Source organism: Streptomyces sp. NPDC014733, from assembly GCF_043083385.1.
Lineage (GTDB): Bacteria > Actinomycetota > Actinomycetes > Streptomycetales > Streptomycetaceae > Streptomyces.
Genome location: NZ_JBIBYO010000016.1, coordinates 52,490 through 67,190 on the forward strand (window position 1 = coordinate 52,490; position 14,701 = coordinate 67,190).

Genomic DNA, 14,701 nt, shown 5'->3' on the forward strand with positions numbered 1-14,701 from the left:
CGGGCCGTATCGGACACCTCACCCGGCGTCACCGCGCTCCGGGCGCGAGCACCCCGCCGTCTCAGACGGCCTGGTGCAGCAGCAGCCCCACCGCGACGAGGGCCACCAGCAGCGCCACCAGCAGTGCCGGGTTGACCTGGGCGAACAGGCTCTGCTGCTGGAGCCGCTCCCGGCTGGCGCGGCACACGGGGCAGCGGCCCTCGTTCACAGGGGCCGCGCAGTTGGCGCACACCAATCGGTCGTACGTCATGCGACCTCCTTCTTCCTCCGCCCCAACGTTCCCGGGGGCGTGAGTGTTCCCTCTACCACTGTGCCAGCTCGGTCACCGAACGGCGCGTCCCGCCGGAATGGACTGGTTTTGTCCCGTAGGCGCCGTGAGCAAACGCACCAACCGCGGATGCTGACTACGCCGCCGAATGAGGTTCGCGTAGGGTCACGCACACCGACGGGAGCCGCAACCCGGCAACCCGTGCCCCTACCCAGGTCGACCGTGGTGCATCTGTGATCCGATTCGACAACGTCTCCAAGACTTACCCGAAGCAGAACCGCCCCGCACTCAGGGATGTCTCCCTGGAGATCGAGCGTGGCGAGTTCGTCTTCCTGGTGGGCTCCTCGGGCTCCGGTAAGTCCACCTTCCTGCGGCTGCTGTTGCGCGAGGAGCGCGCCAGCCACGGTGCCGTGCACGTACTGGGGAAGGACCTCGCGAAGCTGTCCAACTGGAAGGTGCCGCAGATGCGCCGCCAGTTGGGCACCGTCTTCCAGGACTTCCGGCTCCTTCCCAACAAGACGGTCGGCCAGAACGTCGCCTTCGCCCTCGAAGTCATCGGCAAGCCGCGCGGCCAGATCCGCAAGACGGTCCCCGAAGTCCTCGAACTCGTCGGTCTGGGCGGCAAGGAGGACCGTATGCCGGGCGAGCTGTCCGGCGGTGAGCAGCAGCGTGTCGCCATCGCGCGGGCCTTCGTCAACCGCCCCATGCTCCTCATCGCGGACGAGCCGACCGGCAACCTCGACCCGCAGACCTCCGTCGGCATCATGAAGCTGCTGGACCGCATCAACCGGACCGGTACGACGGTGGTCATGGCCACCCACGATCAGCAGATCGTCGACCAGATGCGCAAGCGGGTCATGGAACTCGAGAAGGGCCGGCTCGTACGCGACCAGTCGCGCGGCGTTTACGGCTACCAGCACTGAAAGGACGCGATGCGCGCCCAGTTCGTCCTGTCGGAGATCGGCGTCGGTCTCCGCCGTAACCTCACGATGACCTTCGCCGTCATCGTCTCCGTAGCCCTCTCGCTCGGTCTGTTCGGCGCCTCGCTGCTGATGAGCGACCAGGTCGACACCATGAAGGGCTACTGGTACGACAAGGTCAACGTCTCCATCTTCTTCTGCAACAAGAACGACCCCTCCGGCGCCAACTGCGCCAAGGGCGCCGCGACGGAGCAGCAGAAGGCGGAGATCAAAGCGGACCTGGAGCGGCTGCCGATCGTGCAGAAGCCGGTCCTCTACGAGTCCAGCGACCAGGCGTACAAGCACTACAAGCAGCAGTTCGGCGACACGCCCGTCGCCGGTCTGGTGACGCCCGACCAGCTGCCGGAGTCCTTCCGGGTCAAGCTGAAGGACCCGACGAAGTACGAGGTCATCAAGTCGGCGTTCTCGGAGCGGCCCGGTGTCCAGGAGGTCCAGGACCAACGCGACACCGTCGAGCCGCTGTTCAACCTCCTCGACGGCATGCGGATCGCGGCGCTCTGCGTCATGGGGCTGATGCTGGTCGTCGCGCTGCTGCTGATCGTCAACACCGTGCGGGTGTCGGCGTTCAGCCGCCGCCGGGAGACCGGCATCATGCGGCTGGTCGGTGCCTCCAGCTTCTACATCCAGATGCCGTTCATCATGGAGGCGGCCATCGCGGGTCTGATCGGCGCCGCGTTCGCCTGTGTGCTGATCGTCGGCGGCAAGTACGCCCTGATCAACAACTGGCTGGCGGAGAAGATCAAGGTCGTCGAGTTCATCGGCTGGGATTCGGTCGTTTCCGTGCTGCCGCTGATCCTCCTCATCGGCCTGGTGATGCCCGCCTTCGCCGCGTTCTTCGCTCTGCGTAAGTACCTCAAGGTGTGACATCCCGCCACCCCTGACACCAGGCGCCGTACGGTCAACTCACCGTGCGGCGCCTTTGTGTCGCCTAGACTCACCGCCATGTTGCGCCCGTGTCTGTCCGTCAGGCCCCGCCGCATCCGTCGCGGTACGGCGCTGGCGTTGACTCTCGCGACCGTCCTGGCGACCGGCGCCGCCGCGGGCAGCTGGCACGCCGGCCACACCGCGCACCCCCGCCCCCGGCCGTCCGCCGCGACCGGCACCCGTACGGCCGACCGGGCGGCGGTCGAGAAGGCGGCGGCCGAGGCGATGGCCGCCGGGAAGTCCGGGGCGCAGGCGGCGGCCGAGGTGGTCAGCCGCAGCGGGGACCGCTGGTCGACGATCTACACCGCGGGGGAGTTCGAGGACTTCCAGCGGCAGCTCGACGGGGACTACGTCGGCGTCGGGCTCTGGCTGCGGCAGGTGCGCGGCGGCCGGATGGAGGTCTCGCGGGTGCGTTCCGGCGGCCCGGCCGACCGCGCCGGGACCGCCCGGGGGGACCGGCTGGTGGCGGTCGACGGCCGTCCGGTCCGGGGGCGCCCGGTCACCGAGGTGGTCGCCCTGCTGCGCGGCGACGGCACGGTCGGCCGGGGCCGCGTCGGCACCCCCGTCGAGCTGGCGTTCCAGCGTGGCGCCCGGAAGTGGACCGCGACCGTCCACCGCGCCCGGCTGCGCAGCCAGGACGTCACCACGGACCGCCCGGCCGGGGCGTCGGGCCCGGTGCGGATCCGGGTCGGGGCGTTCACGAAGGGCAGCGGCGCGGCGATCCGGGACGCGGTGCGCGCCGCACCGCCGGGTGCCGGGCTCCTGCTGGACCTGCGCGGCAACACCGGCGGCCTGGTCGACGAGGCCACCGCCGCCGCCTCCGCCTTCCTCGACGGCGGGCTGGTCGCCACATACGACGTGCACGGCCGGCAGCGGGCGCTGTACGCGGGCGGCGGCGGGAACACCCGGGTGCCGCTGGTGGTGATCGTCGACGGCGGCACGATGAGCGCGGCCGAGCTGCTGGCCGGGGCGCTCCAGGACCGCGGCCGGGCGGTGATCGTCGGCGCGCCGACCTTCGGGAAGGGGTCGGTGCAGATGCCGAGCACACTGGCGGACGGGTCGGTCGCGGAGCTGACCGTCGGCCATTACCGCACCCCGGCCGGGCGGACGGTCGACGGGCACGGCATCACACCGGACCTCAGGGTCGACGACGGGGCGACCGCGCGGGCCGTCACGGTATTGAGTGGCCTCGGCACCGGGGCGTAGTGCGAAAATGGCCGCACTATGGCTAAGCAAAAGAACAAGGACAAGGATCCCGGGCGCAAGCTCGTCGCGCAGCACAAGAAAGCGCGCCACGATTACCACATTCTGGACACCTATGAGTGCGGTCTGGTGCTGAGCGGTACCGAGGTGAAGTCGCTCCGGCAGGGCCGCGCCTCGCTCGTCGACGGTTTCGTCCACATCGACGGCGGTGAGGCGTGGCTGCACAACGTGCACATTCCCGAATACGCACAGGGCACCTGGACCAACCATGCGGCGCGCCGGAAGCGGAAGCTGCTGATGCACCGCGCGGAGATCGACAAGCTGGACGCGAAGAGCCAGGAATCCGGTCATACGGTCGTGCCGCTGGCGCTCTACTTCAACAAGGACGGCCGGGCGAAGGTCGAGATCGCGCTCGCCAAGGGCAAGAAGGAGTACGACAAGCGGCAGACGCTCCGTGAGCAGCAGGACCGCCGTGAGGCGGAGCGCGCGGTCTCCGCGGCGCGCCGTCGCCAGCGCGGCTGACGACCTGGGACGGCCGCCCGCCGCCGGCCCCGGAATACGCTGGCACCGTCGCGCGTTGTTCACGTACGATGGCCACGCACCCCAAGGAGGGTGTGCGGTCCCGTGACCGTCGTCCGGCTTCCGTCGGGCGGGGCGCGGTGCTTTTGAAAAAACAACATGGGGATGATCGGTTTCGACAGCGGATGTCGAAGCAGGGGAAGCGAGTCGAGGAAGCGGCAATGATCTCGTAAACCATGTGTCGCAACCAATAATCGCCAACACCAAGCGCGATTCCTTCGCCCTCGCTGCCTAAGTAGCGACCTGCGAAGTGTCAGCCCGGGGATGTTCCCGACCCGGATCCTGGCATCAGCTAGGGAACTAAACTTCTGATCCCGGTCACGGGGGTCAGAAGGAAATCAAACAGTGACTGAGCCCGTCGGAGACTTGTCCGCGTGATCTCCGGGGCCGAGAAAATCGCAGCGGACTGCACTCGGAGAAGCCCTGATTCCGCACCGTTGGACGCGGGTTCGATTCCCGCCATCTCCACAATTCCCATGTGAGGCCCAGGCCCCGGATGTCCGTCAGGACGCCGGGGCCTGAGTCGTTTCCCCGGCCGCCGGAGTCGGGGACCGCAGCGTCACCAGCGCCACCGCCAGGGCGAGCGCCGCCGCCGCGACGGGTACGGCGTACGGGCCCGCGGCGCCGGGCGGCAGCAGGTCCACGGTGCGGCCGCCGGTCGCCGAGCCCGCCGCGATGCCGGTCAGCAGCGCCGTCACCGCCAGCGTCATCCCCTCGTTCAGCCGCGCCGCCGGCGTCCGGGCCGTCAGCAGCGCCATTCCGGCGATCATGGCGGGGGCGGTGGCCATCCCGGCGACGAGGAGCGCCGCGGCGACGAGCGGCAGCCGTCCGGTGGCGGCGGCGAGCGGCACCGCCGTCAGCAGCGCGGCCATCGCGGTGAGCGCGGCCACCAGCCGACGGCGCGGGTTCCCGGCGGGCGGCCGCAGCCCGCACAGCAGCCCCGCGACGCAGGACCCGGCCGCCTGGAGCGCCAGCATCGCCCCGGCGGCGGACCGCGCGCCGTGCCCGTCGGCGTATGCGACGGTGACCACCTCCATCGAGCCGAAGACCGCGCCGGTCGCGGTGAAGACCGCCAGCAGCGGCGGCAGGCCCGGCGTACGGAGCGGGGAGCGGGCCGGGCGGGCGCCGGCCGGGTCGGGCGCGGTGACCGGTGGTTCGGTGCGGCGCTGGGCGGCGAAGAGCAGGATGCCGGTGAGCAGCAGGGCGGCGGCGACGGTGGTGCCGGCCTCCGGGAAGAGCGTGGTGCACAGCAGGGTGGCCAGGAGCGGGCCGAGCAGGAAGCAGAGTTCGTCCGCGGCCTGTTCGAAGGAGTGGGCGGTGTGCCGGGCGGCCGGGTCGTCGCGCAGCAGATGCGCCCAGCGGGCGCGGGCCATCCCGCCGGTGTTGGGGGTGGTGGCGGTCGCCGCGGTGCAGAGGAAGAGCGTCCAGGCCGGGGCGGAGCCGCGGACGCAGAGCACGAGCGCGAGGGAGCCGGCGACGGCGAGGGCGGTGGCCGGGACGGCGACGCGGGCCTGGCCGTGCCGGTCGACGAGCCGCGCCGTCCAGGGCCCGACGACCGCGGTGGCGGCGAGGGCGGTGGCGGTGACCGCCCCGGCCAGCGCGTACGAGCCGTGGATCCGGGCGATCATCAGCAGCGCGCTGACGTTCAGCATGCCCATCGGCAGCCGTGCCAGCAGTCCGGCGGCGGTGAACGCGCGGGCGCCGGGCCGCGCGAAGAGCCGGGCGTAGGGGGCGAGCGGGGAGGGGCGTCGGGCGCGCGCGGGGCGGGCGGTCACGGGGCGGGCGGCGAGGAAGAGGATCACCCCTTTACGGTGGCGGGGCCCGCGCGGGGCGTCCAACACCTGTCAACGCCCCGTTCACACAACTCCGTTGTGAGTTCCGTGCCCGGCTGGAAGGCTGACGCGGTGCCCCGCGATATCGATCCCCGGCTGCTGCGTGCCTTCACCGCCGTCGCCGACGAACTCCACTTCACCCGCGCCGCGGCCCGGCTCTACGTCGCCCAGCAGGCGCTCAGCCGGGATGTGCGGCGGCTGGAGCGGGAGCTGGGGGCGAACCTCTTCGTCCGGACGACGCGGCGGGTGGCGCTGACGGCGGACGGCGAGCGGCTGCTGCCGTACGCGCGGCGGGTGCTGGCGGCCCACGAGGCGCTGACCGACGCGTTCCGGAACAGCGCCGACCGGCCGCTGCTGGTCGACGTCGGGGCGCCGGTCGGGACCGCGCACCAGGTCCTGGAGGCGGCCCGGGAGCGGCTGCCGGACAGCTGCGAGCTGGTGGCGCGCTTCCACGGCGGGCTGGCGGGCGCGGCGCGGGAGATCGCGGCCGGGCGGCTGGACGTGTCCTTCGGCCGGTACGCCGGGCTGGAGCCCGGGGCGCGGGCGGGGCTGGCGCAGCAGCCGGTGCGGCTGGAGCCGATGGCGGTGCTGCTGGACGCGGGGCATCCGCTGGCCGGGCGGGCGGCCGTACCGCTCGGTGCGCTGGCCGGGGAGACGCTGTACGCGGCCGCCGGCAATCCGCGGACCACGGAGTGGACCGACCTCGCGGCGCGGCTCTTCGCGGGCCGGGGCGTGGTGATGGCGGCGCCGTTCCCGGAACTCGACGGGGAGCGGGAGTTCGTCCGGATGGTGCGGAAGCGGGGCTGGTCGGTGCTGGCGAGCACGGAGTTCATCGAGGTGCCCGGGATGGTGCTGCGGCCGCTGGTGGACCCGGTGCCGCTCTCGCCGGTGAGCCTGGTGTGGCGCCGGGGGCTGCGCCATCCGGGCCTCGACGCGCTCCGGGAGACGGCCCGTGCCCTGGCCACCGAGGGCCGCTGGCTGTCGCCGCCGGAGGGCGCGGTGTGGCTGCCGGAGGAGGACGCGGCGGTGATGGGCGCGGAGCCGTGAGGGGGCCCGCCGCTACAGCGCGTACGCCAGGGTGAGCAGGACGGCGCCGACCGGGAGGCAGCAGAAGGACAGGACGCGGAAGAGGGTGGCCTTGCGGCGTTCGGCGGCGAGGAGGTCCTGCTCGGAGACGGCGGCGAGCAGGAACGGGCTGCCGTCCTCGGGCGCGGTGACCGCCAGCTCGCCGCGCTCGTCGTCGTGCGCCTCCCCGCGGGCGTAGAAGCGGGAGCCGGCGGCGACCGTCCACTCCTCCTGCTGGAAGCCGAGGGTGCGTTCGTTGCGGGTGATACCGGGGATGTCGAGGAGGCCGAGCGGTTTGTTGTGGCCGGGCCGGTAGACCTCGAAGCGGTCGTGGGTCTTCGGGGCGTGGTCGATCATCCGGTCCCCGGGCAGCACGGTGGTGCGGCCGGAAGCGTCCTCCACGAGGAACGGCGTCGGGCTGAGGAAGTCCGACACCACCTCGTTGCGGCGGCGGCGCTGGTGGGGGCGGCTGCCGCGGGTCTCGAACCGGCGGGTGATGCGGGTGCGGTACCAGACGCACTCGGTCCTGGAGAGTTCCGAGGTCAGCGGGCCGGCGGCGGATGGCCGGGTGACCCCGGCGACCTCGGCGAGCTGCCGGAACGCGCCCGGCCCGACGGCGTCGACCGCCGCCCGGTGCAGCTGCGCCAGCTCCCGCGCGGACAGCGTCTCCGTGGTGATCATGGCGTGGACGCGCTTGCGGGCGCGCAGCAGCTGGAAGGCGCTCACCGCGCCCAGACCGACGAGGAAGATCCCCAGAAACGGAATCATGCGTCCCCCTCTTCTCTTCCGACGTGTGGTGGGTGCTCCCGGCCGGTGGCCGGGCCCGTACGGATCACCGTCCCGTCCCGTACGGGATGTCCGTCCGTCCCGTACGGTGCTTCGTCCGTCCCGTACGGGGCCGGGCGTGTCCCCTGCGGGCTCTGGTGGCGTCCCCTACGGGAGGTGGCGGCTCAGCGGAACAGTTCGCGGAGTCTGCGGTAGGTGTCGGTCAGCGAACCGGCCGTCTGCCGCACCGAGCGGACGAGGCCGCCGATGGCGAACCAGCCGAGCACCAGCAGGGCGAGGCCGAGGACCGCCCACTCCCACCACTTCATGTATGTCCCCCTGTGTGTGGATCCGGTCGGCGGCCCGATCGGGCACTCTGGTCGAGCGGTCCGGTCGGCCGGTCCGGCCGGGGAGGGAGTCTACCGGCCGGGTTCCCCGCGGATCGCCCCTGAATATCCCGTGATATCGGGGCATGTGCGGTGGTGTCGCCCGCCTCCGCTCGCGTTCCGCCGCACGACGGGTCGTATACGTCCGGCGCGGTCTCCGGCGGCGTGCCGGGGCCTGGCCGTGGGGCGGGCGGCCGTCGCGGCGCCGGTGGCGGCAACCGTCCGGTAACAGGTGGGAAATCCGGGTGGTCCGCGGCCGACACGAGACGTTGGCAGACTCGGTGTTCCGGTACCGCCCGAGCCGCGGTCCGGAGGCGGACGGGGGCCACACCACGCGGGGGCGGAGCGGGACGACGACCATGGACGAGGCACGGCGGGATACGGGGACGGACGCGGAGCGGGGGCCGGACGCCGGTGCGGGCGGCCCCTACGGGACGGCCGACGCGGGTCCCGGACCGGGTGACCCCTACGGGACGGGCGAGGTGCCGCCGCTGGCCGGGTTCACCGTCGGGGTGACCGCGGCGCGGCGGGCGAAGGAGCTGGGAGCGCTGCTGGAGCGGCGCGGGGCGCACGTGGTGTACGCCCCGGCGCTGCGCATCGTGCCGCTCGCCGACGACTCCGAACTGCTCACCGCCACCCGTGACCTGCTCGACCGCCTGCCGGACGTGGTCATCGCGACCACCGGGATCGGGTTCCGCGGCTGGATCGAGGCGGCCGAGGGCTGGGGCCTGGGCGAGGAGTTGCTCGACCGGCTGGCCCGGGTGGAGCTGCTGGCCCGCGGCCCCAAGGTGCGCGGTGCGATCCGGGCCGCCGGGCTGACCGAGAAATGGTCACCGGCGTCCGAGTCGATGGCGGAGGTCCTCGACCGGCTGCTGGCGGGCGGGGTCCGCGGACAGCGGATCGCGGTCCAGCTGCACGGTGAGCCGCTCCCCGGTTTCGTCGAGGCGCTGCGGGCGGCCGGTGCGGAGGTCGTCGGGGTGCCGGTCTACCGGTGGCTGCCGCCGGACGACCTGGGGCCGGTCGACCGGCTGCTGTCCGCGCTGACCGGGCACGGGCTGGACGCGGTGACGTTCACCAGCGCACCGGCGGCCAGTTCGCTGCTGCGCCGGGCGGCGGAGCGCGGGATGCGCGACGCGGTGGTGGCGGCGCTGGCGCGGGAGGTCCCGGCGGCGTGCGTGGGGCCGGTCACCGCACTGCCGCTCCAGGCGTACGACATCCCCGTCCTCCAGCCCGAACGCTTCCGGATCGGGCCGCTGGTGCAGATGCTCTGCCGGGAACTGCCCGGCCGGGCCCGGCGGTTGCCGGTGGCCGGGCGGCGGCTGGAGATCCGTGGGCGGGCGGTGCTGGTCGACGGTGCGCTGCGGCCGGTGCCCCCGGCCGGGATGGCGCTGCTGCGGGTGCTGGCCCGCCGCCCTGGCTGGGTGGTCTCCCGCGCCGACCTGCTGCGTGCGCTGCCCGGCGCCGGGCGGGACGAGCATGCGGTCGAGACGGCGATGGCCCGGCTGCGGACGGCGCTGGGCGACCCGAAGCTGATCCACACGGTCGTGAAACGCGGGTACCGGCTGGCGCTCGATCCGCGGGCGGGGGCGGAGAAGTACGGGGGAGCGTAGGGGCCGGCCCGGCCGCGCCCGTAAGCGCGCCCGTAAGGGGGCGGAGGTGCCCTTACGGGAGGGCCGGGCGGCAGTGACCCGGACCCGTAAGGGGTCAGGGATCTCCCGTACGGGAGCGGCCCCGGCCCCGTACGGGGGCAGAGGTGTCCCCTACGGGCGGCACCCGCCACCCGTAGGGAAACCCCGGTGCGCCGCGGGGGTGCCCCGGCCGCACACCGTGTGCGTCCTCACTCCGGATTCGTCACCCGGATCTTGGACTGGCCGTGCTTGCGGGTCTCCCAGTCGTCCATGAAGCGGGCCCGGAGGCCGTGCTTCCCGGCGAGGCGGATCAGGGTCTCGGTGCGGTAGTAGAAGTCCTCGCGCAGCACCTGGTGTTCGGTGCCCTCGGTGCGGTCGAAGGTGAAGTCGAAGAAGCCGCCGGGGGCCAGCACCCGGCCGACGTGCGCGAAGCATTCGTCGATGACGGAGAGCGGCGAGTGGGAGAAGACGCTGTGCGCGTGGACGATGTCGAAGTGGCCGGACGGCAGGAAGTCCAGCTTCAGGTCCTGCGTGATCGTCAGATGCGGGAGCTTTTCCTGGAGTTCGTAGGTGGTCAGGGTCTTCTTGGCGGAGATCAGGATGTCCGGCGAGATGTCGATGCCGTAGTAGTGGCCCGCGTCGAGGTGGGAGATGAAGCGCCAGCCGGCCCGGAGGTTGCCGCAGCCTATGTCGAGCATCCGGTGCTGCGGCGTCAGCCCGTGCTCCACGAGGTAGTCGAACTGCATCTGCCCCAGCGCCAGCCAGCGTTCGTGGGTCTGACTGCCCACCGCCGCCTCGGGGTTGCGGCCCGCGTCGGACGCCATCACGGCGCGGTAGTAGGCGACATGGCCGGGATGGCGCAGCCGCAGCCAGGTGTCGCGCGCGGTGCGCCGGACGTACGGGGCGATCTTCGCCGGGTTGCGGACCGCGTAGCCGACCTTGTGCGACAGGCTCGACCGGTTGGTGTGCAAGGTGGTGCGCGACATGTGACCTTCGTCCTTCGGATGCGGGCGGGCCGGGCGCCGGCGGGCGACACGGCAAGCCGGGCCGGGCGGAGGCGGGGGCCGTCCGCGGCGCCACGGCCGGACTGTACACCAGCTGTATACGCGGAATGTATAGATCGGGCGGGTGCGGCGACGAGCGGTGCGCGGCGGTGCCAACGGGTCCGGCGCGACGGTCCCGTTGGCCGGTACGGGAGGAGGGCGGGGCCGCGGCGCGGGGGACCGGCCGTGCGGGCGCGGGAGGTGACGGCGGCCCGTCGCGCCGGGCACTCTGGTGTCGCATCCTCGATTCCGAAGGAGTGATCAGGAGCATGGCGGCGCCTGACGAGGGCCTGCGGTTCGACTGCGGGCGGATCTGCCTGGACCTGCTGGCCACCTCCGGTAAGGCGGGCGAACTCCTCACCGGTCCCGAGCAGTTGAGACGCTGGCTGACCGGGTCCGGGGCGGTGCCCCCGGACACCGCGCTGGACGGGGTCAACGGCCGCTGGGTGGCGCGCTTCCGGGGGCTGCGCGAGGTGGTGCGGCGGGTGCTGCACGCCGAACTCTCCGGCGGCGAGGCCGTGATCGACCTGGACCTGCTCAACGCCACCGCCGCGGCCGCCGGTCCGCCCGCCGTCGAGGCGGTACGGGGCCCGGACGGCGCCCTCGCCCCGCAGCTCGCCCGCCCGGCCGACCGCGCGGCGCTGCTCGCCGCCGTCGCCCGCGACGCCGTCGACCTCCTCACCGACCGCGCGACCCGCGACCGGCTCCGCCGGTGCGAGGGCGCCCACTGCCGCCTCCTCTTCCTGGACACCTCCCGCGGCCGACGCCGCCGCTGGTGCTCCAGCGGCGTCTGCGGCAACCGCGAACGGGTCGCCCGCCACCGGAAGCGCGCGGCGGCGGACCGGGACGGGGGAGTGGTGGGGGCGGTGGGGCCCGAGGGGGCTGAGGTGGCTGAGGGAGCCGAGGGGGTGCCGCCGGAGCCGCGTAGCCCTGTGCCGCCGGAGCCGCGCCTGCCCGGGACAGCGGGACCTCGCGACCCCGGGGCGGCGGGCCCGGCAGCGGACGCGTCCCGGGGCCCCGCCCCGTCACCCGAGCGCTGACGGCCCCGCCCCGTCCCCCGGGCGCTGGCGGCCCCGCCCCGTCCCCCGGGCGCTGGCGGCCCCGCCCCGCACACCCGATCGCCCCCGGGCCGGGCCCCGGCCGTCGCATCCCGGGCTCCGGCCGCCGCACCCCCGCGCGCACGCTCCCCGGGCCCTTGCCCCGACGGCCCCGCGCGCACGCCTCCCGGGCCCTCGCCCCGACGGCCCCCGCCCCTCCCCACCAGCCCTTCCCCGCCCCGCCGCACGCCGGATCAGATGCGCGCGGTGCCCGCGTCGCGTACGGTTGACGGCTGCCCTACGCACACCAGAAGGGGGCCTGGGTGGCCGCGCAGAACGCCACGCACGCACCGGATCACACACCGGAGCACACTTCTTCGGACGCCGTCGCCCCGGAGCCCGCCGCGGACTCCGGCTCCGCCGCCGCGCCCGCCGGGCTCCGTGAGCGCGAGATCGCCGCGGAGCAGACGCACCTCGACCGGGTCTACCGGCGCCTGGAGGAGAAGATCCACGAGGCGGAGTTCCTCATGGACGACGCCGCCAAGCGCGGCCAGGTCGGCACGCCCGGCGCTTTCGCCGAGCGGGACGCCCAGGTCTTCCAGGCCGGCGTCCACCTCAACCGCCTCAACTCCGAGTACGAGGACTTCCTCTTCGGCCGGATCGACCTGCTCCCCGGCAAGGACGGCAAGAAGGGCCCCGACGGCGCCTTCACCTCCGTCGAGCCCGCCGACGGGGCCGTCACGAACAACCGCGCCACCATCGCCGAGACGCTGCACATCGGCCGGCTCGGCGTCCTCGACGCGGACTACTCCCCGCTGGTCATCGACTGGCGCGCCCCGGCGGCCGCCCCCTTCTACCGGGCCACGCCCGTCGCGCCCGGCCGCGTCGTCCGCCGCCGCGTCATCCGCTCCAAGGGCCGCCGGGTCCTCGGCGTCGAGGACGACCTGATGCGTCCCGACGTCGCCGCCACGCTCGACGGCGAGGAGTTGGCCGTCATCGGCGACGGCGCGCTGATGGCCGCGCTGGGCCGGGCCCGCAGCCACACCATGCGCGACATCGTCGCCTCCATCCAGGCCGAGCAGGACCTGGTCGTCCGGGCGCCCGCCGCGTCCGTCACCGAGGTCGAGGGCGGCCCCGGCACCGGCAAGACCGCCGTCGCCCTGCACCGCGCCGCCTACCTCCTCTACCAGGACCGCCGCCGCTACGCGGGCGGCATCCTCATCGTCTCGCCGACCCCGCTGCTGGTCGCCTACACCGAGGGCGTCCTGCCGTCCCTGGGCGAGGAGGGCCAGGTCGCGATCCGCGCGCTCGGCTCCCTCGTCGACGGAGCGGAGGCCACGAGCGGGGGCGGCCCGAAGGGCCTCGCCGAGGGGCGGCGGCCGGGCGACGGGGGAGCCTACGACCCGCCGGACGTGGCCCGGATCAAGGGCTCCGCCCGGATGCAGAAGCTGCTGCGCAAGGCGGCCCGCGGCGCCCTGGACGCGGCCGCCCCCGCCGCCCCGGCCCCGCAGCGGGACACCCAGCTCTCCTTCCTGGACGAGGAGGCCGACGCCGCGCAGGCCCCGGCCGGCCCGCCGGACCGGCTCCGGGTGGTGGCCTTCGGCGGCCGTATCGAGCTGGACGCCTCCGACCTGGGCCGCATCCGCCGCACCGCCCTCGGCGGCACCGCGCCCGTCAACCTGCTCCGCCCGCGCGCCCGGCGGCTCCTGCTGGACGCCCTGTGGGCGAAGTCCGGCGCCGGCCGCCGCTACTTCGACCCGGAGCTGGCCGCCGAGGCCCGCCAGGGCTTCGACGAGGACGTCAGCACCGAGCCGGTCTTCCAGGAGTTCCTGGACGCCTGGTGGCCGGAGCTGACGCCGCGCGGGGTGCTCGCCGCGATGGCGGACGAACGCACCCTCGGCCGCTGGGCGCGCCGCGTCCTCAACCCGCGCGAGGTCCGGAAGCTGGCCCGCTCCCTGGGCCGCCTCGACGCCCGCGGCCACGGCCCGCTCTCCGTCCACGACGTGGCGCTCCTCGACGAGCTCCAGCTGATCCTCGGCGCCCCGGCCCGCCCGGCGCGCCCCCGCGAGGCCGACCCGCTGGACCAGCTCACCGGCCTGGACGAGCTGACCACGGCCGCCGACCGGAGCCCTTCGGGCCGCAGCCGCCGCGAGCGGCTGGAGGAGGAGCGCACCGACTACGCCCATGTGATCGTCGACGAGGCGCAGGACCTCACGCCGATGCAGTGGCGGATGGTCGGGCGCCGCGGCCGCCACGCCACCTGGACGGTCGTCGGCGACCCGGCCCAGTCGTCGTGGTCCGACCCGGACGAGGCCGCCGAGGCGCGTGACGAGGCGCTGGGCACCCGCCCGCGCCGCCGCTTCCAGCTCACCGTCAACTACCGCAACCCGGCCGAGATCGCCGAGCTGTCCGCCAAGGTCCTGGCGCTGGCGATGCCCGGGATGGAAGCCCCGGACGCGGTCCGCTCGACGGGCCTGCGGCCGCGGTTCGCGGTGGCGTCCCCGGAGGGCCGGGGCGCGGCGGCGGTGGACGCGGCGCTGGCCGCCGCCACCGTCGAGGAGGCCCGGCGGCTGCTGGCCGAGGTGGACGGCACGGTCGGCGTGGTCGTGGCGATGGCCCGCCGCGAGCAGGCCCGCGCCTGGCTGGCCCCGCTCGGCGACCGCGTCGTCGCCCTCGGCTCCCTGGAGGCGAAGGGGCTGGAGTACGACGCGGCGCTGGTGGTGGCGCCCGCCGAGATCGCCGACGAGTCCCCGGCCGGGCTGCGGGTGCTCTACGTCGCCCTGACCCGCGCCACCCAGCAGCTGACGGTCCTCTCCGGCGACCGCGACGAGCCCGACGCCGACGGGGTCCCCGACCTGCTGCGCGACTGACGGCCGCCCGGGTGGTCCGGGCCCGTACCGGAAAAAGGTGGCGGGCCACGGGATTCGCATCCGGGGAGGGTTTGTTAGCCTTGTCCGTGGCACCGGCCCGATCCAAGCCCCCGGGCCCAAC

Annotated in this window: 13 protein-coding genes and 1 other RNA gene; 9 read left to right on the forward strand and 5 right to left on the reverse strand. The window is 74.0% G+C overall.

The annotated features are described in order from the left end of the window. Positions 1-61: 61 nt before the first annotated feature. On the reverse strand, positions 62-250 hold the full coding sequence (locus ACF1BH_RS27325) for a hypothetical protein (protein ID WP_030287589.1): 189 nt from the start codon (positions 248-250) through the stop codon (positions 62-64). A 251-nt stretch (positions 251-501) separates the two neighbouring features. Between ACF1BH_RS27325 and ftsE the strand changes: the two genes are divergently transcribed. From ftsE to ssrA, 5 genes are all read left to right on the forward strand, one after another. Then, positions 502-1,191: a cell division ATP-binding protein FtsE gene (gene ftsE / locus ACF1BH_RS27330; RefSeq protein ID WP_030287586.1), complete on the forward strand. Its 690-nt coding sequence runs from the start codon at positions 502-504 to the stop codon at positions 1,189-1,191. Positions 1,192-1,200: 9 nt separating this feature from the next. Beyond that, complete coding sequence (gene ftsX, locus ACF1BH_RS27335) at positions 1,201-2,112, forward strand: permease-like cell division protein FtsX (RefSeq protein WP_391646639.1); 912 nt, start codon at positions 1,201-1,203, stop codon at positions 2,110-2,112. Between the two features lie 78 nt (positions 2,113-2,190). Beyond that, a complete protein-coding gene (locus ACF1BH_RS27340; protein ID WP_391646641.1) occupies positions 2,191-3,378 on the forward strand; it encodes a S41 family peptidase in 1,188 nt (395 codons plus the stop codon). 18 nt (positions 3,379-3,396) lie between these two features. Then, positions 3,397-3,897 (forward strand): SsrA-binding protein SmpB, encoded by a 501-nt coding sequence (gene smpB / locus ACF1BH_RS27345; protein WP_391646643.1) that lies wholly within the window; start codon positions 3,397-3,399, stop codon positions 3,895-3,897. Positions 3,898-4,055: 158 nt separating this feature from the next. Beyond that, positions 4,056-4,425, forward strand: a transfer-messenger RNA (tmRNA) gene (gene ssrA, locus ACF1BH_RS27350). A 32-nt stretch (positions 4,426-4,457) separates the two neighbouring features. Here ssrA and ACF1BH_RS27355 read toward each other — a convergent pair. Then, complete coding sequence (locus tag ACF1BH_RS27355; protein WP_391646645.1) at positions 4,458-5,756, reverse strand: MFS transporter; 1,299 nt, start codon at positions 5,754-5,756, stop codon at positions 4,458-4,460. Between the two features lie 102 nt (positions 5,757-5,858). Here ACF1BH_RS27355 and ACF1BH_RS27360 point away from each other — a divergent pair, with 102 nt between their 5' ends. After that, on the forward strand, positions 5,859-6,833 hold the full coding sequence (locus tag ACF1BH_RS27360; protein ID WP_391646771.1) for a LysR family transcriptional regulator: 975 nt from the start codon (positions 5,859-5,861) through the stop codon (positions 6,831-6,833). A gap of 12 nt (positions 6,834-6,845) precedes the next feature. Here ACF1BH_RS27360 and ACF1BH_RS27365 read toward each other — a convergent pair whose 3' ends face one another. Both ACF1BH_RS27365 and ACF1BH_RS27370 read right to left on the reverse strand, forming a co-directional pair. Then, positions 6,846-7,619 (reverse strand): GIDE domain-containing protein, encoded by a 774-nt coding sequence (locus ACF1BH_RS27365; protein WP_391646647.1) that lies wholly within the window; start codon positions 7,617-7,619, stop codon positions 6,846-6,848. A gap of 182 nt (positions 7,620-7,801) precedes the next feature. Then, positions 7,802-7,945 (reverse strand): hypothetical protein, encoded by a 144-nt coding sequence (locus ACF1BH_RS27370; RefSeq protein ID WP_391646649.1) that lies wholly within the window; start codon positions 7,943-7,945, stop codon positions 7,802-7,804. 416 nt (positions 7,946-8,361) lie between these two features. On the opposite strand from ACF1BH_RS27370, the gene ACF1BH_RS27375 reads away from it, so the two are divergent. Then, positions 8,362-9,612 carry a uroporphyrinogen-III synthase gene (locus ACF1BH_RS27375; protein WP_391646651.1) on the forward strand — a complete coding sequence of 417 codons (1,251 nt, stop codon included), beginning with the start codon at positions 8,362-8,364 and terminating at the stop codon, positions 9,610-9,612. Positions 9,613-9,839: 227 nt separating this feature from the next. Here the strand turns inward: ACF1BH_RS27375 and ACF1BH_RS27380 are convergent, their stop codons facing one another. Next, a complete protein-coding gene (locus tag ACF1BH_RS27380) occupies positions 9,840-10,616 on the reverse strand; it encodes a class I SAM-dependent methyltransferase (RefSeq protein WP_391646653.1) in 777 nt (258 codons plus the stop codon). Positions 10,617-10,942: 326 nt separating this feature from the next. On the opposite strand from ACF1BH_RS27380, the gene ACF1BH_RS27385 reads away from it, so the two are divergent. Together ACF1BH_RS27385 and ACF1BH_RS27390 are read left to right on the forward strand one after the other, a co-directional pair. Beyond that, on the forward strand, positions 10,943-11,713 hold the full coding sequence (locus ACF1BH_RS27385) for a CGNR zinc finger domain-containing protein (RefSeq protein ID WP_391646655.1): 771 nt from the start codon (positions 10,943-10,945) through the stop codon (positions 11,711-11,713). Positions 11,714-12,033: 320 nt separating this feature from the next. Further along, a complete protein-coding gene (locus ACF1BH_RS27390; protein WP_391646657.1) occupies positions 12,034-14,580 on the forward strand; it encodes a HelD family protein in 2,547 nt (848 codons plus the stop codon). Positions 14,581-14,701 lie beyond the last annotated feature (121 nt).